General features: G+C 62.3%; 22 protein-coding genes and 1 other RNA gene. 13 read left to right on the top strand and 10 right to left on the bottom strand.

From position 1 onward, the window contains the following. Nucleotides 1-5 precede the first annotated feature (5 nt). A complete protein-coding gene (gene fur / locus DWF74_RS20100; protein ID WP_011059185.1) occupies nt 6-410 on the bottom strand; it encodes a ferric iron uptake transcriptional regulator in 405 nt (134 codons plus the stop codon). 98 nt (nt 411-508) lie between these two features. On the opposite strand from fur, the gene DWF74_RS20095 reads away from it, so the two are divergent. Further along, on the top strand, nt 509-1,036 hold the full coding sequence (locus DWF74_RS20095) for an outer membrane protein assembly factor BamE (RefSeq protein ID WP_102861073.1): 528 nt from the start codon (nt 509-511) through the stop codon (nt 1,034-1,036). Nucleotides 1,037-1,095: 59 nt separating this feature from the next. Here DWF74_RS20095 and DWF74_RS20090 read toward each other — a convergent pair whose 3' ends face one another. Genes DWF74_RS20090 through DWF74_RS20080 form a run of 3 tightly spaced genes read right to left on the bottom strand, consistent with a single transcriptional unit; the run spans nt 1,096 to nt 3,248 of the window. Beyond that, a complete protein-coding gene (locus tag DWF74_RS20090) occupies nt 1,096-1,410 on the bottom strand; it encodes an RnfH family protein (RefSeq protein ID WP_115581579.1) in 315 nt (104 codons plus the stop codon). Continuing rightward, entirely contained in the window at nt 1,403-1,837 is a 435-nt protein-coding gene (locus DWF74_RS20085; RefSeq protein ID WP_016967218.1) for a type II toxin-antitoxin system RatA family toxin, read from the bottom strand. The genes DWF74_RS20090 and DWF74_RS20085 overlap by 8 nt, the downstream gene beginning before the upstream one ends. A 7-nt stretch (nt 1,838-1,844) precedes the next feature. Then, the gene (locus DWF74_RS20080; protein WP_115581578.1) at nt 1,845-3,248 is read right to left on the bottom strand and encodes a sodium-dependent transporter; all 1,404 of its coding nucleotides are present in this window, start codon (nt 3,246-3,248) and stop codon (nt 1,845-1,847) included. A gap of 117 nt (nt 3,249-3,365) precedes the next feature. On the opposite strand from DWF74_RS20080, the gene smpB reads away from it, so the two are divergent. Beyond that, nucleotides 3,366-3,848 (top strand): SsrA-binding protein SmpB, encoded by a 483-nt coding sequence (smpB, locus tag DWF74_RS20075; protein ID WP_047283878.1) that lies wholly within the window; start codon nt 3,366-3,368, stop codon nt 3,846-3,848. A gap of 81 nt (nt 3,849-3,929) precedes the next feature. On the opposite strand, the gene DWF74_RS20070 is transcribed toward smpB, so the two are convergent. Beyond that, nucleotides 3,930-4,697, bottom strand: a complete 768-nt coding sequence (locus DWF74_RS20070) for a GntR family transcriptional regulator (RefSeq protein WP_102861070.1) — start codon at nt 4,695-4,697, stop codon at nt 3,930-3,932. A gap of 261 nt (nt 4,698-4,958) precedes the next feature. Between DWF74_RS20070 and DWF74_RS20065 the strand changes: the two genes are divergently transcribed. The 7 genes from DWF74_RS20065 to ssrA all read left to right on the top strand — a co-directional run bounded on the left by DWF74_RS20065 (nt 4,959) and on the right by ssrA (nt 13,527). Next, complete coding sequence (locus DWF74_RS20065; protein WP_115581577.1) at nt 4,959-6,653, top strand: lactate permease LctP family transporter; 1,695 nt, start codon at nt 4,959-4,961, stop codon at nt 6,651-6,653. Nucleotides 6,654-6,794: 141 nt separating this feature from the next. Continuing rightward, entirely contained in the window at nt 6,795-7,619 is an 825-nt protein-coding gene (locus tag DWF74_RS20060; RefSeq protein ID WP_115581576.1) for a (Fe-S)-binding protein, read from the top strand. Further along, a complete protein-coding gene (locus DWF74_RS20055; RefSeq protein WP_115581575.1) occupies nt 7,616-9,070 on the top strand; it encodes a LutB/LldF family L-lactate oxidation iron-sulfur protein in 1,455 nt (484 codons plus the stop codon). Before DWF74_RS20060 ends, DWF74_RS20055 begins: the two co-directional genes overlap by 4 nt. Then, nucleotides 9,070-9,741, top strand: a complete 672-nt coding sequence (locus DWF74_RS20050; protein WP_115581574.1) for a LutC/YkgG family protein — start codon at nt 9,070-9,072, stop codon at nt 9,739-9,741. Before DWF74_RS20055 ends, DWF74_RS20050 begins: the two co-directional genes overlap by 1 nt. Beyond that, complete coding sequence (locus DWF74_RS20045) at nt 9,738-12,548, top strand: FAD-binding and (Fe-S)-binding domain-containing protein (RefSeq protein WP_115581573.1); 2,811 nt, start codon at nt 9,738-9,740, stop codon at nt 12,546-12,548. The genes DWF74_RS20050 and DWF74_RS20045 overlap by 4 nt, the downstream gene beginning before the upstream one ends. Nucleotides 12,549-12,759: 211 nt before the next feature. Then, entirely contained in the window at nt 12,760-13,047 is a 288-nt protein-coding gene (locus tag DWF74_RS20040; RefSeq protein ID WP_102861064.1) for a hypothetical protein, read from the top strand. A gap of 86 nt (nt 13,048-13,133) precedes the next feature. Then, nucleotides 13,134-13,527: a transfer-messenger RNA gene (gene ssrA / locus DWF74_RS20035) on the top strand. A gap of 261 nt (nt 13,528-13,788) precedes the next feature. On the opposite strand, the gene DWF74_RS20030 is transcribed toward ssrA, so the two are convergent. The 4 genes from DWF74_RS20030 to DWF74_RS20015 form a co-directional block, all read right to left on the bottom strand. Continuing rightward, nucleotides 13,789-14,781, bottom strand: a complete 993-nt coding sequence (locus DWF74_RS20030) for a TerC family protein (RefSeq protein ID WP_115581572.1) — start codon at nt 14,779-14,781, stop codon at nt 13,789-13,791. 262 nt (nt 14,782-15,043) lie between these two features. After that, nucleotides 15,044-15,499 (bottom strand): GNAT family N-acetyltransferase, encoded by a 456-nt coding sequence (locus tag DWF74_RS20025; RefSeq protein ID WP_115581571.1) that lies wholly within the window; start codon nt 15,497-15,499, stop codon nt 15,044-15,046. 70 nt (nt 15,500-15,569) lie between these two features. After that, a complete protein-coding gene (locus DWF74_RS20020; protein WP_115581570.1) occupies nt 15,570-17,210 on the bottom strand; it encodes an ArnT family glycosyltransferase in 1,641 nt (546 codons plus the stop codon). Nucleotides 17,211-18,135: 925 nt separating this feature from the next. Then, nucleotides 18,136-19,020, bottom strand: a complete 885-nt coding sequence (locus DWF74_RS20015; protein WP_115581569.1) for an EamA family transporter — start codon at nt 19,018-19,020, stop codon at nt 18,136-18,138. 115 nt (nt 19,021-19,135) lie between these two features. On the opposite strand from DWF74_RS20015, the gene DWF74_RS20010 reads away from it, so the two are divergent. After that, nucleotides 19,136-19,918 (top strand): AraC family transcriptional regulator, encoded by a 783-nt coding sequence (locus DWF74_RS20010; RefSeq protein WP_115581568.1) that lies wholly within the window; start codon nt 19,136-19,138, stop codon nt 19,916-19,918. A gap of 26 nt (nt 19,919-19,944) precedes the next feature. On the opposite strand, the gene DWF74_RS20005 is transcribed toward DWF74_RS20010, so the two are convergent. Further along, nucleotides 19,945-20,262, bottom strand: a complete 318-nt coding sequence (locus DWF74_RS20005) for a hypothetical protein (RefSeq protein ID WP_011059155.1) — start codon at nt 20,260-20,262, stop codon at nt 19,945-19,947. 367 nt (nt 20,263-20,629) lie between these two features. Between DWF74_RS20005 and DWF74_RS20000 the strand changes: the two genes are divergently transcribed. From DWF74_RS20000 to DWF74_RS19990, 3 genes are all read left to right on the top strand, one after another. After that, nucleotides 20,630-21,100, top strand: coding sequence for a hypothetical protein (locus tag DWF74_RS20000; protein ID WP_240321949.1), 471 nt, complete (start codon nt 20,630-20,632; stop codon nt 21,098-21,100). A gap of 83 nt (nt 21,101-21,183) precedes the next feature. Next, nucleotides 21,184-21,672, top strand: a complete 489-nt coding sequence (locus tag DWF74_RS19995; RefSeq protein ID WP_205413459.1) for a hypothetical protein — start codon at nt 21,184-21,186, stop codon at nt 21,670-21,672. A gap of 162 nt (nt 21,673-21,834) precedes the next feature. Further along, nucleotides 21,835-23,301: an ArnT family glycosyltransferase gene (locus DWF74_RS19990; RefSeq protein ID WP_115581565.1), complete on the top strand. Its 1,467-nt coding sequence runs from the start codon at nt 21,835-21,837 to the stop codon at nt 23,299-23,301. The last annotated feature ends 82 nt before the right edge of the window (nt 23,302-23,383 follow it).

The following is a 23,383-nucleotide window of genomic DNA, read 5'->3' as shown; positions in this document are numbered from 1 at the left end:
GAGGCTTACTTCTTCTTGCGCACATACAGCACAAGATTGTGATCCACCAACTCGAAACCGTGCTTTTCGACAATCGCCTTCTGAAGCTTTTCGATTTCCTCGTCGAAGAATTCGATCACTTCGCCAGACTCCACGTTGACCATATGGTCGTGGTGACCGCCATCCGCCAGCTCGAATACAGCGTGACCGCCATCAAAGTTATGGCGCACCACCAGTCCGGCTGCTTCGAATTGAGTCAGTACACGGTAAACCGTGGCCAGACCCACATCCTCACCAGCTTCCATCAGCGCCTTGTAGACATCTTCAGCGCTCATGTGCCGCTGCTCGGTGGAGTCGAGCATTTGTAGAATTTTGACCCGTGGCAGAGTCACTTTAAGGCCGGCTTTACGTAGTTCGCTATTTTCAACCATGGTCAGCTTTCTCGCCGATGCTGCTTCGCAGCTTCTCTTAATGCGGGTATGATCGGGGTTTACGTTGTCCCAGCCAAGATAGTGGAAGTCGCCCACCGATGCAAAACACCAAGCTCTTGCTAACCAGTTTCACCTTCGTGGGACTGCTCGCACTCGCCGGTTGTTCATTCCCCGGGGTTTACAAAATCGACATCCAGCAGGGCAATGTCGTGACGCAGGACATGATAGACCAGTTGCGCCCGGGAATGACCCGACGGCAAGTAAGGTTTATCATGGGCAACCCTCTGTTGACCGACACGTTCCATGCCGATCGCTGGGATTATCTCTACAGCCTGCAACCTGGTGGCGGTGAACGCCAACAGGAACGCGTCAGCCTGATCTTCAACGGCAACGACCAACTGGTTAGCTTGGCCGGCGACTTCATGCCAGGCGTAAGCCGCGACGAAGCCCTGTTGGGCAAGGAGAGCGGCAACACCGTTACCGCCCCTGCCGAGAACGCCGAGAAGCCAAAAGCCGAGAAACCGGTCAAACCGGGTTCGCTGCTGGACCAGATCCAGAAGGATGTGGATGGCGTCGAAACCGTACCAGTGCCTACTCCTGAACCACTGGACACTTCTCCGCAATAATTTGTGGCGAATAAAAAAGCCCGGGCATGCCCGGGCTTTTTATTGGCTGTCGCTAACGATCACTGCTCACGCTTACGAGCCTCGGCCGCCTTGGCGGCACGCAGACGCCGCACCTCTTTCGGATCGGCCAACAGCGGACGATAGATTTCAATTCGATCTCCGGCCTGAACTACATATTGCCCAGGATCGGATACCTGCTTTCCGAAGATTCCCACCGGACACGCCGCCAGATCCAGCCCCGCAAAATGCTCCTTTATAGAAGAAGCCTCCAACGCTGCAAGCAGGGTCGAACCCTGGGGCACTTGTACACTCAGCAGCACCTGGCGGTCGACGGCAGCGTGAACCACCTCGATGACAATCAGAGGCTCAACCATGCAGTTGCTTGGCCCGCTGACAGAATGCGTCCACCAGAGTATTGGCCGCCTGATTAAACAGAGGCCCCAGAGTGGCACGCACCAACGGCCCGGCGTAGTCGAACGACAGATCGAGGCTGATCTTGCAGGCCTTCTCCCCCAACGGCTTGAACACCCATAACCCATGCAGTTGGTTGAACGGCCCCTCTTCCAGGTTCATCTCGATCGACTGTCCCGGCACCAGGGTATTGCAAGTCACAAAACGCTGGCTCATGCCGCCCTTGGCCACCGCCAGGCTGGCACGCATCCGTTCCTCGCTGTTTTCCAGCACCTCGGCCGAAGAGCACCAGGGCAGAAACTCCGGGTAACGGGCCACATCATTGACCAGGTCATACAGAAACTGCGCCGGATAGGGCAAAAGGGCCGAACGTTGAATATGGGTCGTCATGTGAGCTTCATTTCCACAACTGGGCGGCAAACACCACAAGAATGCCGACGGGCGCCACATAGCGCATCAAAAACAAGGCCAGGGTGAACAACAACGGACTACGCAACGACAACTCATCACGAACAGCCTCACGGCCCATCACCCAACCTGCAAACACCACGAAGCACAAACCGCCAAGAGGCAACATGATCCGCGAGGTGAAAAAGTCGATTACGCCAAAGAAATCCAGACCACCGGCCGCGCCCCATCGGTAGAGATGAAAAACACCGCCTTCGTTCACGAAGAATTTGGCCTGCTGCCAGATGTTGAAAGAGAACACCGTTCCCAATCCCACGAACCAGCAACTGAACGCCAGCCAGAATGTCACCCAGCCGCGGCGGATTTTAGTCCTCTCGACGAGATAAGCCACCATCGGTTCCAACAAGGAAATCGCCGAACTCCAGGCAGCAATCGCCACCAGGATAAAGAACACTACGCCCATAAGCTGGCCGAACGCCACATTGCCGAAGGCAAACGGCAGGCTGATGAACATCAGGCCTGGCCCCTCGCTGGGATTCAGCCCGGCAGCGAATACGATGGGGAACAGGGCCATTCCCGCCACCAGCGAAACGAAGGTATCCAGCAGCGCCACACCGACCACGGTGCCAGCCAGGGAGGAATGCTTGGGCATGTAGGCACCGTAGATCATGATCGAACCAACCCCCACGCTGAGGGAAAAGAACGCATGCCCCATGGCCGGCAGCAGTCCGTCCAACAAGCGGTCCAGGCTGAAGTCGAACATGAAATGCAGGCCCTGCATGAAATGCCCGGTGGTCATGCTGTAGCCCAGCAGCACCAACAGCATCACGAACAGCAGCGGCATCATGATCCGCAAACTGCGTTCAAGCCCAGCGACCACTCCCTTGGCAATCACCAATGCCGACAGCAGCATGAACAGCGTGTGCCAAAGCGTCAGTCGCCACGGGTCGGCCGTCACCGCGGAGAAGTACACACTAACCTGATCCGCCGTGACACCCTGAAAGTCGCCGCGCCCCATATCGATGATGTAGTCCAGGGACCAACCACCCACCACGCTATAGAAGGAAAGAATCAGCAGCGCCGTGATCATTCCGGCGAAGGCGCCCCAGGACCACTTAGCCGAATGCCCCGCCTCCAGAGCCAGCACCTTCAGGGCATTGGCGGGACTCTGCCGTGCCCGACGGCCAATCAAGGTTTCCGCCAGCATCACCGGCAAGCCGATCAGCGCAATACACGCCAGAAACACCAGGACAAAAGCACCACCACCATAGACACCGACCATGTAGGGGAATTTCCAGATGCTCCCCAGGCCCACGGCCGAACCAGTTGCAGCGAGTATAAAGACCCAGCGGCTTGCCCAGCCGCCGTGGACAGAGACCCTGTCTGTCGACATCGTTAACGCGCCCAACCGAAAAAAAAGAGGCCGCATTGTCCGGGATTCAATCAACCTGCTCAAGCACGCTGCGTCACCGTAGCCGACGCGCGCGCAACTCCCTATAATGCCGCCCCTATGGCTAAACAGAAGAAACACCCAACAGGGACCATCGCGCAAAATAAAAAGGCGCGTCACGATTACTTCATCGAACATCGGTTCGAGGCTGGACTGGTCCTGGCCGGCTGGGAAGTAAAGAGTCTGCGGGCGGGCAAGGCGCAACTGGTGGACAGTTACGTGCTGCTCAAGGATGGCGAGGCCTGGCTGTTCGGCAGCCATTTCACCCCGCTGACCACTGCAAGTACCCACGTCATTGCCGACCCGACGCGCTCGCGCAAGCTGCTGCTCAACCAGCGCGAGCTGGAAAAGCTGTTCGCCGCCGTGCAGCAGAAGGGTTACGCCTGTGTGTGCCTTTCGCTCTACTGGAGCAAGCACCTGGTCAAGTGTGAAATCGCACTGGGCAAGGGCAAGAAGGAATACGACAAGCGTCACACCGAACGCGAGCGCGATTCCGATCGCGAGCTGCAGCGTGCGGTGCGGACCAAGGGCAAGGAAGACTGATCTTCCTGCCTTGAGGTCGCTTTCGCCGGCAAGCAGGCTCCTACAACACCCAGGTAGGAGCCGGCTTGCCGGCGATTTGCATTACATGCCCTTGCGCCGTTCGGCCCGGGCTACTCGCTGCACTTCCTGACGCACTTCCTCAAGCACCTCTTGCACATAAAGAATGTGCCGACTGGAAACTTCCCGAGCCTCTTCCGCACGCCCTTCAATAATCGCCAAGTACAGATCGCGGTGCTGACTGATCAGCATGTCGCGGGTTTCCGTGCGCTGCTTGTACATGCCGCCGATGTTGGTCACCACGTTGCGCTTGAGCAGGTCGAACAGGCCGCGAATGGTGTGCAGCAACACCGCGTTATGGCTGGCCTCGGCAATCGCCAGGTGGAACTTGGCATCCGCCGCCCCCTCCTCGATACGACTGACATCGTCGGAGCGGGAATAACAATCCTGCAACTCCTCGAAAGCTTGAGTCAGCCGCTCACGATCCACCGCCGTCGCACGCAACGCCGCGTAATAAGCGCAAGACGCCTCCAGGGTATGGCGGAACTCCAGCAGATCGCGCTGGGCATCCGTGTTGTTTTCCAACAGGTGCAGCAAAGGATCGCTGAAGGTCGAGCCCAGGGATTCCACCACGTAGTTGCCGCCGCCCTGACGGCTGATCAGCAAGCCCTTGGCCGTCAGCTTCTGGATCGCCTCGCGCAGTGAGGGACGGGAGACACCGAACTGCTCGGCCAAGGCACGCTCGGCCGGCAGCCGCTCGCCAGCCTTCAAAGTGCCTTCAAGAATCATCCCTTCCAGACGCTCGACAATATCGTCGGACAAACGGCGCTGGCGTATCTGATCAAACCCCATGACTCACTCTCCACCCTCCCGACCCATCGCCGGGGGGCTCTATTCTGGCCTATTCACGGCGCGCCAACACCTGGCAGAACGCAGCCATTTGTACCCATCAGATGGCCGCGCCATAGCGCATTCGACAAAAGTTTTAGGGCGGCAAATTGACACACCGCGCACAACGCTTTTACCCTAGCCAACAGCGATTGTAAATTGGTCTTACCAATTAACCAAGACGCTAGCAGTGCCTGACCAACAACAATTAGGGGCCACCCCATTATGCAAACCTGGCAACAGTTCTATAGCCCGCTTGGCAGCCTCGGCCTGTCCGCCCTCGCCGCCGTTATCCCGATCGTGTTCTTCTTCCTGGCTCTGGCCGTGTTCCGTCTCAAAGGACACGTCGCCGGGAGTATCACCCTGGCCTTGTCGATCCTGGTGGCGATCTTCGCCTTCAAGATGCCCGCCGACATGGCCTTCGCTGCCGCTGGCTATGGATTTGCCTACGGTCTGTGGCCCATCGCCTGGATCATTGTCGCCGCCGTGTTCCTCTACAAGCTGACCGTGAAGAGCGGCCAGTTCGAAATCATCCGCAGCTCGGTATTGTCGATCACCGACGACCAGCGCCTGCAGGTGCTGCTGATCGGTTTCTGCTTCGGTGCCTTCCTCGAAGGTGCGGCAGGCTTTGGCGCACCGGTGGCGATCACCGCCGCCCTGCTGGTAGGCCTGGGCTTCAACCCGCTGTACGCCGCCGGCCTGTGCCTGATCGCCAACACCGCGCCCGTGGCCTTCGGCGCCCTGGGGATTCCGATCATCGTCGCCGGCCAGGTGACGGGCATCGACGCCTTCAAGATCGGCGCCATGACCGGCCGCCAACTGCCACTGCTGTCGCTGTTCGTGCCGTTCTGGCTGGTGTTCATGATGGACGGTATGCGCGGCGTCAAAGAGACCTGGCCCGCCGCGCTGGTAGCCGGCCTGAGCTTTGCCATCACTCAGTACTTCACCTCGAACTTCATCGGCCCGGAACTGCCGGACATCACCTCGGCCCTGGCCAGCCTGATCTCCCTGACCCTGTTCCTGAAAATCTGGCAGCCCAAGCGCACCGCCGGTGCGCAGATCGCCGGCGCCACCTCCAGCGCGGCCGTCATCGCCAGCGTCGGCGGCTTCGGTCAGCCACGCAACACCGTCGCTTCGCCCTACAGCCTGGGGCAGATTTTCAAGGCCTGGTCGCCGTTCCTGATCCTCACCGTGCTGGTGACCATCTGGACCCTCAAGCCCTTCAAGGCGATGTTCGCCGCCGGCGGCTCGATGTACGGCTGGGTGTTCAACTTCGCCATCCCGCATCTGGATCAGCTGGTGATCAAGATGGCGCCGATCGTGACCACCCCCACCGCCATCCCGGCGGTGTTCAAGCTCGACCCGATCTCCGCCACCGGCACGGCGATTTTCTTCTCCGCGCTGGTCTCCATGCTGGTGCTGAAGATCAACGTCAAAACTGGTCTGACCACTTTAAAAGAGACCTTCTACGAGCTGCGCTGGCCGATCCTGTCCATCGGCATGGTGCTGGCGTTCGCCTTCGTCACCAACTACTCGGGCATGTCTTCGACCATGGCCCTGGTCCTGGCGGGCACCGGCGCGGCGTTCCCGTTCTTCTCGCCGTTCCTGGGCTGGCTCGGGGTGTTCCTCACCGGTTCCGATACCTCGTCCAACGCCCTGTTCAGCTCGCTGCAGGCCACCACCGCGCACCAGATCGGGGTCAACGACACCCTCATGGTCGCGGCCAACACCAGCGGCGGCGTGACCGGCAAGATGATCTCGCCGCAATCGATCGCCGTGGCCTGCGCCGCCACCGGCCTGGTGGGCAAGGAGTCGGATCTATTCCGCTTCACCCTCAAGCACAGCCTGTTCTTTGCCACTATTGTCGGCCTGATCACCCTGGCCCAGGCCTACTGGTTCACCGGCATGCTGGTGCACTAAGCAACACTGAAAGAACCGACGCCGCCCTTACCCGCGGCGTCCGCATTCACCACCCGGTCTGCAAGGCTGCTGAAAGCTTGCTGGTTTATCTTTCAGCCGCCGCAACGGACGAATAACCGGGACCACCCGGAGACACGCCTGATGAGCGAGCTTTTCTACAACGCCGTGCCCAATGCGACCCGCGTCGCACCGCCGCTGGCCGCACCCCGGCAGTACCCCAGCGCAAAACCTGCGCGGGTCTACCTGTTCGGCACCTGCGTGGTCGACCTGTTCTATCCCGAAGCCGGGATGGATGCGATTCACCTGCTGGAGCGCGAAGGCATTCGCGTGGAGTACCCGCAAGGGCAAAGCTGCTGCGGACAACCGGCCTACACCTCGGGTTACACCGAGCAGGCGCGCACCGTGGCCCGCTCGCAACTGGCGCTGTTTGCCGGTGACTATCCGGTGGTGGTGCCCTCGGGTTCCTGCGCGGGCATGCTGCGCGAGCATTACGCGGACTTGTTCAAGGACGAGCCCGAAACCCTGAAACAGGTGCAGGCCCTGGCCGCCCGCACCTACGAGCTGGCCGAATTTCTCCTGCACGTGTGCAAGGTGCAGCTCAAGGACAACGGCGCGCCAGTCAAGGTGGCCCTGCACACCTCCTGCTCGGCACGCCGGGAAATGAACACCCACCTGCACGGCCGTGAGTTGCTGTCACAGCTGAGCAATGTGGAACGGGTAGAACACAGCCACGAAAGCGAATGCTGTGGCTTTGGCGGGACTTTCAGCGTCCGAATGCCGGACATCTCCGGCGCCATGGTCGCGGACAAGACCCGCGCGCTGAAGGAATCCGGCGCGCACCAGGTACTGAGTGCCGACTGCGGCTGCTTGATGAACATCAACGGCGCGCTGGAGAAACAGCAAGAGGCCTTGCGCGGCCAGCACCTGGCGAGCTTCCTCTGGCAACGTACCGGAGGTGCACAATGAGCACCCCCGAGCTGATTCCGACCACCACCGTGGCGGACGATTTCCGAACCCGGGCCCACCAAGCCCTGGGGGACAAACAACTGCGAAACAACTTTCGCAGTGCCATGGATTCACTCATGGCCAAGCGTGCGGCCTCGTTCAGCGATGCCCACGAAAGAGAACACCTGCGCGCCCTGGGCAACGCGATTCGCGCCCGGGCGTTATCCAAGCTGCCCGACCTGCTCGAGCGCCTGGAACAGAACCTGACCCGCAACGGTGTGACAGTGCACTGGGCGGAAACGGTGGACGAAGCCAATGGCATCGTCCTCTCGATCATCCGCGCTCACGAGGCGCGGCAAGTGATCAAGGGCAAATCGATGGTCAGCGAAGAGATGGAAATGAACCATGTCCTCGCTGAACAAGGCATTGAATGCCTTGAGTCGGACATGGGCGAGTTCATCGTCCAGCTCGACCACGAGAAGCCTTCACACATCATTATGCCGGCGATCCACAAGAATGCCGGTCAGGTCGCGTCCTTGTTCCACGACAAACTCGGCGTGGAGTACACCAAGGACGTTGACCAACTCATTCAGATCGGTCGCAAGGTCTTGCGGCAGAAATTCTTCGAAGCCGATATCGGCGTCTCCGGCGTCAACTTCGCTGTGGCCGAGACCGGCACCCTGCTGCTGGTGGAAAACGAAGGCAACGGGCGCATGTCCACCACCGTGCCGCCAGTGCACATTGCCGTCACCGGGATCGAGAAAGTCGTCGAGAACCTGCGCGATGTGGTGCCGCTGCTTTCACTGCTGACCCGCTCGGCCCTCGGCCAGCCCATCACCACCTACGTCAACATGATCTCCGGCCCGCGCAAGGAGCATGAGCTGGACGGCCCTCAGGAAGTGCACCTGGTGCTGCTGGACAACGGCCGCAGCCAGGCCTTTGCCGACAGCGAACTGCGCCAGACCCTGAACTGCATCCGCTGCGGCGCCTGCATGAACCACTGCCCGGTCTACACCCGGGTCGGCGGCCACACCTACGGCGAGGTCTACCCGGGGCCGATCGGCAAGATCATCACCCCGCACATGGTGGGCCTGGCCAAGGTGCCGGATCACCCCAGCGCCTCCTCGCTGTGCGGCGCCTGTGGCGAAGTGTGCCCGGTGAAGATCCCGATCCCGGCACTGCTGCGACGCCTGCGGGAAGAGAACGTCAAGGCTCCGGACAGCCCGCATCAAGTGATGCGCGGTCAGGGCAGCAAGTACTCGCGCAAGGAGCGCTTCATCTGGAACGCCTGGGCCCGCCTCAACAGCTCGCCGACCCTGTATCGCCTGTTCACCCTGGCCGCCACCCGCCTGCGCGCCCTCACCCCGAGCAAGGTCGGCCCCTGGACGCAGAACCACAGCGCGCCCAAACCCGCCGCCCGGTCGCTGCATGACCTGGCCCGTGAGCACCTGGACAAGCAGGGAGATCGCTGATGAGCGCGAAACACAACATCCTCGCCAAGCTGCGCAACAGCCTGACCGGCACCACGCCGATTGTGGATAACTTCGACGAGGCGCTGGTCACCGAGCCTTACAGCTACACGGCGGAACAACGCATCCCGCAACTGCGCAAACAGATGGAAGCGGTGCACACCGAGATCCACCTGAGCACCGGCGCCGACTGGCCTGAACTGCTGGCCCGGCTGCTGCAGGAGCGCCAACTGCCCAGCCTGCTGATCGCCCCGAGCACGCCCCATGGCCAGCGGGTCACCCAGCACTGGGCCGAGCACCCGCACCTGCCGGCGCTCAAGGCCTACGACCGGCCAGTGGAAGAATGGAAGGCCGAGCTGTTCAACGACACCCCCGCCAGCCTCACCGGCACCCTGGGCGCGATCGCCGCCACCGGCAGCCTGATCCTCTGGCCGACCCGGGAAGAACCGCGGCTGATGAGCCTGGTGCCGCCGGTGCATTTCGCCCTGCTCAAGGCCAGCGAGATCCGCGACAACTTCTATCAGGTGCAGCAACAGATGAACTGGGCCGCCGGCATGCCGACCAACGCGCTGCTGGTGTCCGGCCCGTCGAAGACCGCTGATATCGAACAAGTCCTGGCTTACGGCGCCCACGGCCCGAAAGACCTGGTGGTGCTGATCCTGGAGGACCAATGAGCCTACCGGCCGCTTTTCTGCGTGATGCCCAGCAACTGATTCCCCAGGAGCGGCGTTTCGACGACCCGCTCTCGACCCTGGCCTTTGGCACCGACGCCAGCTTCTACCGGCTGATCCCCAAGCTGGTGATCCGCGTCGAGTCCGAAGATGAAGTGGTGGCCCTGCTCCAACTGGCCCAGCGCGACCGGGTGCCGGTGACCTTCCGCGCCGCCGGCACCAGCCTGTCCGGGCAGGCCATCAGCGACTCGGTGCTGATCGTTCTGGGGGATAACTGGAACGGCAAGGAGATTCGCCATCAGGGTACGCAGATTCGTCTGCAGCCCGGGGTGATCGGCGCCCAGGCCAATGCCTGGCTGGCGCCGTTCGGACGCAAGATCGGCCCCGACCCGGCCTCGATCAACGCCTGCAAGATCGGCGGCATCGTCGCCAACAACGCCAGCGGCATGTGCTGCGGCACCGCACAGAACACCTACCACACCCTGGCCGGCATCCGCCTGGTGCTGGCCGATGGCACGCGCCTGGACACCGAGGATGAGGCCAGCGTCAGCGCCTTCCGCGCCAGCCATGGTCCGTTGCTGGAGCGCCTGGCCGAACTGGGCCGCAGCACCCGCGCCAACAGCGAGCTGGCGGCGAAGATCCGCCACAAGTACCGGCTGAAAAACACCACCGGCCTGTCCCTCAATGCCCTGGTGGATTTCGACGAGCCGCTGGACATCCTTAGCCACCTGCTGGTGGGCTCCGAAGGCACCCTGGGCTTTATCAGCGCAGTGACCTACGACACGGTGATCGACCACCCGAACAAGGCCTCGGCGCTGATCGTGTTTCCCGATGTGGACACCTGCTGCAACGCGGTGACCGTGCTCAAGAGCCAGCCAGTGTCGGCAGTGGAGCTGCTGGACCGCCGCAGCCTGCGCTCGGTGCAGGACAAGCCCGGTATGCCGGCGTTCGTCCAGCAGCTCTCGGCCAACGCCTGCGCGCTGCTGATCGAATCCCGCGCCGCGTCCTCGTCGCTACTGCACGAGCAACTGGCGCAGATCATGAATTCCCTGGCCGCCTTCCCGGTGGAAAAACAGGTGGACTTCACCGAAGACCCGCAGGAAAACGCCAAGCTCTGGGCGATCCGCAAGGACACCTTCCCGGCGGTGGGCGCGGTGCGCAAGACCGGCACCACAGTGATCATCGAAGACGTGACCTTCCCCGTGGAGCAGTTGGCCATCGGCGTCAACCGCCTGATCGAGCTGTTCGACAAGCACCACTACGACGAAGCGATCCTCTTCGGCCATGCCCTGGAGGGCAATCTGCACTTCGTCTTCACCCAGGGCTTCAACAGCAGCGAGGAAGTGAACCGCTACCAGGCGTTCATGGACGATGTGGCGCAACTGGTGGCGGTGGAATTCGGCGGTTCGCTGAAGGCCGAACACGGCACCGGACGCAATATGGCGCCCTTCGTCGAGCTGGAATGGGGCAGCGATGCCTACCAACTAATGTGGCAGCTCAAGCGCCTGCTGGACCCCAACGCCATCCTCAACCCGGACGTGGTGCTCAGCGAAGACCCGCAGATCCACCTGAAGCATCTCAAGCCGCTGCCGGCGGCCGACGAGATTGTGGATAAGTGCATCGAGTGCGGCTTCTGCGAGCCGGTGTGCCCATCCAAGGGCCTGACCCTGAGCCCACGCCAGCGCATCGTCATCTGGCGCGACATCCAGGCACGCAAACGCGCCGGCATCGACACCTCCGAGCTGGAGGCGGCCTATCAGTACCAGGGCATCGACACTTGCGCCGCCACCGGCCTGTGCGCCCAGCGCTGCCCGGTGGGCATCAACACCGGCGAGCTGGTGAAGAAACTGCGCAGCGAGCACGCCACCCACAGCGGCACCGCCGACTGGCTCGGCTCGCATTTCGCCAGCACCTTGCAGGGCGCGCGCTTCACCCTGCACGTGGCCAACGGCGCGCGCATGCTCTTGGGCGCGCCGCGACTGAGCAAGCTGTCGGCGAGCCTGACGCGCCTGTCCAAAGGCCGGGTGCCGCAGTGGAACAACGCCATGCCCCAGCCGGAAAAGGCCATTCGCTTCAGCCCGAGCGTCAGCGACGCGCGCCCGCGAGTGGTGTACCTGGCGGCCTGCGTGTCCCGAGTGATGGGGCCAGCAGCAGGCGACAAGGAACAATCGTCGCTCTACGAAAAAACCCGCGGCCTGCTGGAAAAGGCCGGCTATCAAGTGGTGCTGCCGGACAACCTGGACAACCTCTGCTGCGGCCAGCCCTTCGCCTCCAAGGGCTACGCCACCCAGGCCGAAGACAAACGCCAGGAACTGATCGGCGCCCTGCTCCACGCCAGCCGTGGCGGCCTCGACCCGATCTACTGCGACACCAGCCCCTGCACCCTGCGACTGGTGCAGGACCTGGGGGACGTGCGCCTGGACCTCTACGACCCGGTGCGTTTCATCCGCACCCACCTGCTGGAACGCCTGGAGTTCACCCCACAGGAAGCACCGATCGCCGTGCACGTCACCTGCAGCACCCAGCACCTGGGCGAGAGCCAGGCGCTGATCGAACTGGCCCGGCGTTGCAGCAACAATGTGGTGATCCCCGAAGGCATCCACTGCTGTGGTTTCGCCGGCGACAAGGGCTTCACCACCCCGGAACTCAATGCCCACTCCCTGCGCAGCCTCAAGGACGCGGTGCAGTATTGCAGCGAAGGCATCTCCACCAGCCGCACCTGTGAAATCGGCCTCAGCCAGCACGGCGGGATCGACTATCACGGGCTGGTCTACCTGGTGGACCGGGTCACCCGGGCCAAGGCGGTCTGACTTCAGGGGCAGGACAACAAGGGGCGGCTTCGCCCCTTTTTTGTGCCTGCTTAAACGCGATAACGGCTGTTCCAGTTCATCGCAAAAAAAACAGAACCCCGGCGCACCGCTGTAGTCCATTTTCCAGGCCCGCACAAAAAGGGCTTAGCCCCACTCGGCCGCCCGTCCTGTTGACCGGCAACGCCGAGCCCCTGCGATCAAGGAGATAACCATGAAGCGTTCCGCACTGGCTGGACTGTTCATCACCGCCGCGATGCTGGCCTCCCCGGTGTTTGCCGCCGGGCAAGAGGACCTGTGCCAGATCAACCTGCAAAAGATCAAGGATGCCAAGGTCAGCACCGAGGCCATGAGCTCGGACCTGAGCAGCGACATCGACGCCAAGGTCCAGCAAGCCACCGCCGAACAGGCCAAAGGCACCGAGGAAGGCACCAAGAACTGCATCTCCCTGACCACCCAGGCGATCCAGCAATTGCAGAACAACACCAAGGGCGGTCAATAGGCGATACATCGGCCAACCTTCGGGTTGGCCTTCTGCGCTCGCTTAGCGTAGAATCCGCCCACCTGTTGGTAATGCACAACAGGTTCGGGGCCGTTTAGGATTCGACGCCGGTTGCGAAACTTTAGGTGCATGCCGAGTTGGTAACAGAACTCGTAAATCCACTGTTGCAACTTCCTATAGTTGCCAATGACGAAACCTACGGGGATTACGCTCTCGCTGCGTAAGCAGCCTTAGCCCTTCCCCCCTGGTACCTTCGGGTCCAGCAATCATCAGGGGATGTCTGTAAACCCAAAATGATTGTCATATAGAACAGAATCGCCGTGCAGTACGTTGTGGACGAAGCGGCTAAAACTTACACAACTCGCCCAAAGCACCCTGCCCGTCGGGTCGCTGAGGGTTAACTCAATAGACACGGCTAAGCATGTAGTACCGACAGCGGAGTACTGGCGGACGGGGGTTCAAATCCCCCCGGCTCCACCAAACGAAGCACCAACAAAGCCCGCCTTGTGCGGGCTTTGTTGTTTCTGGACTCAGCGCTCCGCTACCCTTGCCAAGCGTCCCCTACCCACAAGAACTGTAGTGGCCTGATGAAACCAGACACTCATTTAGGTAGGCGAAAATGCTCGCTAAATAGAGGAGTCTGATGTGTAGCGGTCGAATGAAACCGGACACGCACTCAGTCGAGAATGCGCGCCCGGTCCAGGAGTCTGATGACCCAAGAAGGCCGCTGTCCATCGGGATCTAAACCTGCGGACCAGCAGACACCTGCCCGCGGGTTTTCCACAGCGATACCAGCACTCCGCCCAGCAGCAAAGCCAGGGTCACACTCAAGGAAATGACCGCTGGAATCTTGCCGATGATGCCGACCATGAAGATCTTGCCGCCGATAAACACCAGCACCAGCGCCAGGGCGTACTTGAGATAGGCGAAGCGGTGAATCATCGCTGCCAGGGCGAAATACAACGCCCGCAGACCGAGGATGGCGAAGATGTTCGAGGTGTAGACGATGAGCGGGTCCTGGGTGATGGCAAAGATCGCCGGGACGCTGTCCACCGCGAACACCAGGTCGGCGCACTCGATCAGCACCAGAGCCAGGAACAACGGCGTGGCCCAGACCACGGACGTACCACTGGCATCGGCCTGGCGGACGAAGAAGCGCCCTTCATGCAGGCGATCGGTCACCCGCATGTGCTTGCGCAGGAACTTCACCAGCAGGTTTTCGCTGAGGTCGGGGTGATCATCGAGCTTGCTGAACAGCATCTTTACCCCAGTCAGCAGCAGGAAGACGCCGAACCCATAGAGAATCCAACTGAACTCGGCGATCAGCGCCGCACCAAGGCCAATCATGATGGCGCGTAGCACTATCACGCCGAGAATTCCCCAGAACAGCACCTCATGCTGATACTGCCGCGGAATGGACAGAAAGCTGAAGATCATCGCCATCAGGAACACGTTGTCCATCGACAACGATTTCTCGATCAGAAAGCCGGTATAGAAATCCATCCCGGCGTCACCGCCCTTGACCTGCCAGACCCAAAGGCCGAACAGCAAGCCAGCCGCGATGTAGCCCGCAGACAGCAGCAGACTTTCACGAACGCCGATTTCTCGATGCTCACGGTGTAACACCCCAAGGTCGAAGACCAGCAGGCCGACAACGATGCTGATAAACGCGAACCAAAGCCACGTAGCGGTGCCGAGGAACTCAGCAAAAAAGAAGGATTCAAGGGCTGTCATGAGTGCGCCTCCCAGTGTCGAAGTTGTACAAACTGCAACTCCGACATGGCAGCGATTAGCTGTCAGAGGGGCCCGGCGTTGTGAGGAAAAAACTAAATAGCCACATGGGGTTTCGCAACAATGCAAGAGTTGCAAGTTATGTCTATTTGCAAGACCTCAGTGGCGCTCATCACCTGGCGCCAGCGCACTCGGCGGTCGCCAGTCTGCGGGCTCAATTCGCAGCGGCATCAGCACCGAAGAAGCCCGCCCCGCGTGTTCTTCCTCAAGGGCTCAGGCCCCGCTCCATGATCAGCGTCAACTCCTCGCCCTCGTAATGCTCGCGTACCCGAACAAACCCCTGGCGCGCATAAAAGCCTTCGGCGGTGACCGACGAGGGCACCACCAGCGAGGTCAAACCCGAGTCCAGCGCCGCCTGCTCCACCGCGGCCATCAGTTGCCGGCCCAGGCCATGGCCGTGGTACGCCGGATCGACAAACACCGAGCGCACCGCGCGCCCGTCGAGGCTGGCGGTGCCCAGCAGTTTCCCGTCCACCAGGGCGACGAACATTTGCCGACGCCGCATCAGTTGCAGGACAGCGTCCGGGGTAAAGCTGTCTTGCACCCGCTCGATCACATGGGCGGGATAGTCCTGGGCATTGCTGGTGAGCAAGGCCGCGAGGATCACTTGGCTGACCCTCGCGGCATCGGCCTCTAGGGCCGGACGAACTTGGCATTCCATGACCACTCCCTGGTTTCAACGCGGATCGCAGGGGCCAAAAATACGACCCGCACCACTCGCTGCCAAGGACTTACTGCAACTGAAACACCAAACAGGGATTGTCATTCAAGCGCCCCTCGTACACCGGCTGCTGGTTTTCCAGCGAGGTGCCCTGGAGCTTTTCTCGATCCTTGCGCGCCACAATCACCCAGGAGCCGTGGGGCAAGGTGTCCAGTTGTCCGGGGGCATCGCCGGCGACAAACAGCGGCTGTTCGTCGTGGTCCAGGTTCATCATGTAGCGCACGGCCCAGGTGTCCTGGCCCAGGTTGAAGAACACCAGGGGGCCGTGTTCGGCCGCGCGCCGTTGCTCCACCTGGGAAACAAAACCCTGGGTATCGAATTGCAGATCCTTGGCCGGGTCCACCACTGCCACCAGCAGCGTCCATTGCGCCGCCAGGGCCAGGCCGCTGAGCAGTACCAGCCGCCGGCCGAAACTGCCCAGGGTCTTGCGCCAGCAGTACAGAGCCAGCAGTTGCAGCAGGGCAAAGATCGCAATCAGCAACGGCATGGACACCGGCGGCCAGTAACCGTGCTTGTGCCAGCTGTGTTTAAGGACCAACAGCACCAGGATGCACAGCCCCGGCAACACACCCACCAGCCACAGGTAGGCACTGCGCATCTTGCCCATTCTGCCCCGGGCCATGAGCAGGCCGTAGGCGGCCACTGCAGCGAACATCGGCACCATGGGCAAGATGTAATAGGCGCGTTTGAAATGCGGCACCGACAAGCCCAGCAGAATCATCAGTCCGCAAGCGCCAAGACGCAGTACCAGGCGCAGCTGCGGGTCGGCATGGCGCCGGAACACTTGGTGGCGCAGCATCCACAGCGTCACCAGGGCCAGGGGCACCACAGGGAAGTAGCGGTACAACGCCAACTGAAAGTAGAAGTAGAACGGTTCGCCACTCTCATCCAGACGCCCGCCCACCTGCATGTGGTAGACCTGCTGCACAAAGGCCTCGCCACCGCTGAGATAAGCCAGCTTCAGCAGCAGCCACCAACAGCCTGCCAGCAACAGCAGGCCGCTGAAGCCGTAGCCGAGCACGCGCTTGAACAAGATACGGCGCGCCTCCTGGGTACGGCTCTCACCCAACAGCCAATAGGTGCAGACCACCCCGCAGACTTCCACCAGCCCCAGGGGCCCGCGAATGGCGAAGGCCAGCACGAACAGCGGCAGCACCATCAGTGGCCGCAGCCGCGAGCCACGCTGTTCGCCGCTGTGCAGCAGGTAGAAAGCCCCCAGGCACAGCAGTGAAACCATCTGGTCCAGGCACACCGAGCGGGACTTGTCCAACAGCTGGCTGGTCAGCGCCGTCAGCAGTACCGCGAGCAGCGCCCAGGTGCGCCCCGAGGGCGCCAGCAGGCGATAAAGCAACGCCAGCACCCCGGCCGAAGCCAGCGCGGTGGGCAGGATATTGGCCAAGTGATTGGGGGCACCGAAAGCCTGGGCAAACAGGTAGCTGAAGAAGGTCGCGGTAGCCGGATAGTCCGGATAGGGCTGGCCGTAAGTGGTGGGGAACAGGCTCGGCCCGTGACGGAACATCTCCTGCAGAAACAGCGCCCAACGGCCGTCGAAACCCTGGGGCTGCTCGTCCCAGATGCCAAAGGTGAACAGCAGCAGGGCCACCAGGTAGATACCCCAGGACTCAATCCCGAAACGCGTTTCTCGAACCATCTTCGCCCCACCAGAAAGTGCCGTGCCATAAGCTCGGCGTAAGGCTGGACATGGTGCGCGCGATCCCCCTGAACGGTGACTGAACGAGGATAAGAAACCCGCCTGCGCCACCGACTTGATGATTACCGGCCGAACCTCCGGCGCCTTCAAGATCGCCGCGCCTCCTCCGGAGCCGTTCGCAGCCTGCGGCAGCGGCTACACAAAGCCGCCTGTAGCCGCTGCTGAGCCCGCGAAGCTGCGAAAAGGACCGCAGGGCCTTGCTTGGCGATTGACCGACGAACCTCTGGCGTCTTCAAGATCGCCGCGTCTCCTCCGGTGCCGTTCGCAGCCTGCGGCAGCGGCCACACAAAGCCGCCTGTAGCCGCTGCTGAGCCCGCGAAGCTGCGAAAAGGACCACAGGGCCTTGCTTGGCTATTGACCGACGAGCCTCTGGCGTCTTCAAGATCGCCGCGTATCCTCCGGAGCCGTTCGCAGCCTGCGGCAGCGGCCACACAAAGCCGCCTGTAGCCGCTGCTGAGCCCGCGAAGCTGCGAAAAGGACCGCAGGGCCTTGCTTGGCGATTGACCGACGAGCCTCTGGCGTCTTCAAGATCGCTGCGTATCCTCCGGAGCCGTTCGCAGCCTGCGGCAGCGGCCACACAAAGCCGCCTGTAGCCGCTGCTGAGCCCGCGAAGCTGCGAAAAGGACCGCAGGGCCTTGCTTGGCGATTGACCGACGAACCTCTGGCGTCTTCAAGATCGCCGCGTCTTCTCCGGTGCCGTTCGCAGCCTGCGGCAGCGGCTACACAAAGCCGCCTGTAGCCGCTGCTGAGCCGGCGAAGCTGCGAAAAGGACCGCAGGGCCTTGCTTGGCGATTGACCGACGAACCTCTGGCGTCTTCAAGATCGCCGCGTCTCCTCCGGAGCCGTTCGCAGCCTGCGGCAGCGGCTACAGGGACCGGCGCCCCAGGGCCGAAAACCGGCGCCAGTCGAACTGCCCCACGGCCAGCGCCAGCAGGATCAGGCCCATGGATACAGCCTCATCGACCCCGACCCGCTGCCCCAGGATCAACACCGACCCGGCCATGCCGAACACCGGGATCAGCAACGACAAGGGCGCCACCCGAGAGACCGGATACTCGCGCAGCAACAGGTTCCAGCCCCAGTAACAGAAGTGCGTTGCCACATAGACCTGGAACATCAGCGACAGCAGCGCACTGACGGACACCTGCCCGGCCAATTGCAGAAACGGCGCACTGCCATGGCTTATCCAGGTCAACGCCAGCAGCGGCAACGGCGCAAACAGGCTGGCCCAGACCACGAAGGCGAACACCTCGCGAACCCCGCAACGCTTGATGATGACGTTGCCCACACTCCAGCTGAAGGCACTCACCAGCAGCAAGGCGTAACCCAGGCTGGTGGCGTGCCCGGGGCTGTCTCCGATGATCCGCAACAGCCCCCACAGCGCAATGGCCGTGGCCAGAACCTGCTGCCAGCGCAGGCGCTCGCCGAACAGCAACACGCCCCAGCCCAGGGAAAAAAACGCGCTGAACTGGATCAACAGCGAAGCCGTGCCCGGCGCCACGCCCTGCTCAATCCCCAGGTTGATCAGCGCCCACATGGCCACGCCGAAAATCAGCCCGTAGGCCGCCAGCCAGCCAAACCCTACCGGCGGGCGCGGCACCAGAAATATCCAGGGCAAGGCCGCCAGGGTGAAGCGCAAGGCGGTGAGCAGCAATGGATCGATACTCGCCAGCCCAAGCTTGGTGATGGGGAAGTTCAGGCCCCACAAGGCCGTCACCAGCAAGGCCAGGAACAGGTGTTTTTTCTGCATGTCGCGCGGTCCAGGAAAGGCGGCCGCGAGCAAATCCCCGGCCGGGGCCGAACTATCGCCGGAGCACGCCATGGCCCGCTTGCAGTATCAGGTCAACTATCAGTAGATTCGGGCCATGCACCCTATCGATATCGATCCCTACGAAAATATCCCCCGAGACGCGCTGGTCACGGCCATCGACTACGCGCACGGCCAGCACTTCGCCGCACACCAGCATCGACGCGGGCAGTTCGCCTACGCCGCTACCGGGGTGATCAGCGTCTATACCGAACAGGGCAACTGGGTGGTGCCGCCGCAACGGGCGATCTGGGTGCCGGCCGGGGTGACCCACGCCATGCACATGAGCGGGCCGGTGACCATGCTCAACACCTATGTGCGTCCCCGGGCGGCAAAGCGCCTGGGCTTGCCGGAGCAATGCGAAGTGCGGGAAGTGTCCGAGTTGCTGCGCCAGCTACTGCTGCGGGCCATGCACCTCCCCACGCTCTACGCCAGGGACGGTGTGCCGGGGCAGTTGATGAACCTGCTGCTGCATGAAGTCGCCAGCATGCCGGCCTTGACCCTCAACGCCCCGCTGCCGGACGAGCCGCGGCTGGCCAGGGTCTGTCGCGAGCTGCTGGAACAGCCATCGCTGGAGTTGGGGATCGATGCCATAGCCGAGAGCGCCGGCATGAGCCGTCGTACCTTCACCCGGCTATTTCGCCAGCACACCGGCATCAGTTTCGTCGAATGGCGCCAGCAGGCCTGCCTGTTGGCGGCCGTGGTGCGCCTGGGCCAGGGCGAGGCCGTGACCCGGGTCGCCAGCGACCTGGGCTACAGCAGCCCGAGTGCCTTCAGCAGTGTGTTTCGCAAGGTCCTGGGCGAGGCGCCCAGTCGTTACTTTGCCCGGGCCCGGGCCTGAAGGACCCGAGCCTGAGCGAGGCCGTGCTACAGGAACACGGCGGACAACATCCCCAGCGCACCGAGGCAGAAGCCGATCAAGGCACCGCGCCCGGGCGCCTGCTGGAACAGCGCCCAGATCACCAGCGGCTCCAGAAGCAGCAGCGAGGTCACCGAGACCACGGTAATGATCCAGATGTCGCCCACCGCCACGTAACCCAGCCAGTAGGCCGCCAGCAGGCAGATACCGCCCAGGCACATGATCAGCACCGGCAACGCCAGTTCGGCACCGGAGGTGTTGCCGGAATGGGCCAGCCGCGCCACCACCACTTCACTGTAGATGGCGCAAAACTCGCCCAGCACCATCAGCCCTACAGCAGAAACTCCGAGTAATTCTTTGGACATGTAACAAACCCCTTGGTATTGAGAGCCCGATTTTTCAGCTCCCAGGCATTGATCGCTCCGCTAACGGAGCCTGTATCTCGATGCGCAGGGGTACGGGGCAACTCGGTAATCGTCAGGAACTTGAACATGTCCATCTCCTTCTGGGTGGGTGACGCAAACCGGGCCCGTGAACAGTCGACGGGCCGCTGCCTGTATAAGGGATTTTCTGCCCCGACGTCATCCACCAAAGAACATTGACCGCAAAAAAACCACGCAAACTCCACAATCAAACCGCCTGCTTGCCGATAGCCTGGGTCCGGTCATCCTCAGCCTGAAGCCCGTGCCCACCATGCCCCAAACGCCCAATTCCGTTCGCACCCTGAGCCCCTATCACTGGATCGCCACGTACTTCATCGGCGTTGCGGGGCTGGCCTTGGCCCTGATGCTGGTGGTCAATCTGATCCTGCTGAGCACCAGCCAGACGCCGTGGCAATCGCTGCTCAACTCCCTGTCGTTCAGCGTGGCGGTGCTGATGGTGAGCCTGGTGCTGATTACCCTGATCGCCGCCTTGCCGTGCATCCTGTTCTTCTGGCTGGCCCAGCGCTTTACCTGGCGCCGCCTGTGGATCTACCTGGTGAGTGGAGCCCTGGCGGCGCAGTTCGCCATACCCGTGATGACCCAGCTGCTCCCCGAACTCTTCAACCTCCCGCACGGCGTCAGCGCTGCGCTGCACTATTTACAGCTGGCATCGATGTTCGGCGGCTGCGGGGTGTTTCTGGGGGTAGTGTTCTGGTGGCGCAGCGGGCGTCACTTGCGCTGAACCGAGCCTTTATTCACCAGCGGCCCGACGCCAAGGCACCCTTGAACAGGGCCAGAGCAGCCACCCATACAGCGATCTTTGCCATGTCCACAACAACTCCACCCCAACGCAGCGTGCAGCCGGAAGACTGGTTCGCCGCTTACTTCATCGGCGTCACGGCCATGGCCGCGATCCTGGCCTTGCTGATCATGCTGGCGATGCTGGCCAGCGCCGGCTCGTTGAACGCAGACATCATTACCCAGACGCTGTTCGTGGGCCTGCTGACCCTGGTGGTCAGTGGCGTGCTGATCGGCATTATCACGGCCCTGCCCTGCGCCCTGTTCTTCTGGCTGGCCCAACGGTTTGCTTGGCGCAATGTGCTGATCTACCTGTTCTGCGGTGCACTGGCGGCGATGCCGACCATTCCCGTGGTAGCCAGCCTGGCGCCCTCCAGCTTCTATACCGACCGCTACGAGGATGAACCGTTACCCGACGGTTTGCCGCGCTACCTGCCGCTGGCGCCATTGTTCGGCTGCTCGGGGGCTTTTCTGGGGCTGGTTTTCTGGTGGCGCAGCGGCCGTCATCTGCGCTGATCAACTCCCCAACACCACCCGAGCCGGTCCGCCTGAGCCCTCAAGACCGAACCGCACCTTTTCCCCCTACTTGTTCACAATTTGTTAAGACTTGCCTCCGTATACTTTGGCGCTTGCCCGCAGCCTTCCGGCTGCGCCTCTTGATCTGCCGGCGCACAACCCATGTCACGACCCGCTCCGCTGCTGTTCCTGCTGGCCTGCCTGCTGTTCTTCTTCGCCTTGGGCAATCACCAGCTGCAAGGCTCCACCGAGGCCCGGGTGGCCGGGATCGCCATGGAAATGCATCTGGATGATGACTGGGTCACGCCGCGTCTGTTCGGCACGCCATTCCTGGAAAAACCACCGCTGAGCCTGTGGCTCGACGCCGGCGCCATCCGCGCCTTCGGCGGCACGCCGCTGGCAGTGCGCCTGGCCTCGGCCTTCGCCGGGCTGTTCAGCGTGATGCTGCTGTACGCCATGCTGCGCCGCTTCGGCCGCCCGGCCACCCTGGCGGCAGTGGCCGGGCTGATGCTGGCGACCATGGCCAGTTACTGGAGCAACGTGCGCGGCGTGGGTGAAGATGCCCTGCTCAGCCTCGGAGTGACCCTGGCCCTGCTGGCGTTCTTTCAGGCCCAGCGCCGTCAGGCCGAACAGCAACCTGCGTTGCTGGCCTGGTTGGCCTTCGCCGGCGGCATTGCCATCGCCACCCTGAGCAAGGGCGTGCTCGGCCTGGCGATGCCGGGGGTGGTGATCTTCGCCTACCTGCTGGCCGACAGCCTGATCGAAAAACGCTTCACCCTCAGCCACTGGTTGCGCCCCGGGTTGCTGACCCTGCTGGGCCTGGTGCCGCTGATGATCTGGCTGTACCTGCTCTACCAGCGCGGCGGCCTGCAAGCTCTGGGCGAAGTGCTGTGGACCAACAGCGTCGGGCGCTTCGGCGGCTCCTTTGTCGAGGCCGGGCACTACGAACCCTTCTATTACTACCTTGCCAAGCTGCCCCAGGCCTTCCTGCCGTGGAACATCCTGGTCTACCTGGGGCTGTGGCACTTCCGTAAAACCCTGCTGCAGAACCGCTACCTGCTGTTCTTCAGCCTCTGGTTGCTGGCGCAGTTCACCCTGCTGTGCCTGGCCTCCAGCAAACGCACGGTTTACCTGATGTCCCTGACCCCGGCGGCGGCGGTGCTGGCGGCGGAATATGCCGCGGTGCTCTACCAGCGTCTGGCCCAGCGGGCCCTGGGCACGGGTTTCTGGAGTGCCGTGGGGCGCCAGCGCAAGAGCTTGCTGATAACGCTCATGGCCCTGGTGATCGGCGGTTATCTGGTGAACGCCCAATGGGCCGCGCCCCGGGCCGACCGTGAACTGTCGTTCGTCCCGGTGACCGACCGGATCATGGCGTTGCAGGGGAGCGGGCACCAGTTGGCGCTGTATCAGGCCAACGAACGCATCGCCGGCGCCAGCGTGTTCTACACCCAGAGCCTGCTCAAGGACCTGCAGACCGAGGCGCAGTTGCTGGCCTTTCTCGCCGAGTCGCCGCAGCACATGGCGGTACTGGGCGGCGCCGAGGCGCCCAAGCCGCCGCTGCAGATCCAACAGACCCTCATGGTCGGGCGCCAGGCCTACTACTTCGTCAGCCTGGCGCCCGCCGGCTGAAGCGCAAAAACCGGCACCTGAATCAGGTGCCGTTTGCCCATCCCCGCCGCCCATACCCCTTGAACCCTTTCCCGCTGATACC

Origin of the sequence: Pseudomonas protegens (assembly GCF_003363755.1) — a bacterium.
In the GTDB taxonomy this organism is placed as follows: domain Bacteria; phylum Pseudomonadota; class Gammaproteobacteria; order Pseudomonadales; family Pseudomonadaceae; genus Aquipseudomonas; species Aquipseudomonas danubii.
Note: the sequence above shows the minus strand (reverse complement) of the source record. Positions and strands in the feature narration are given on the sequence as shown.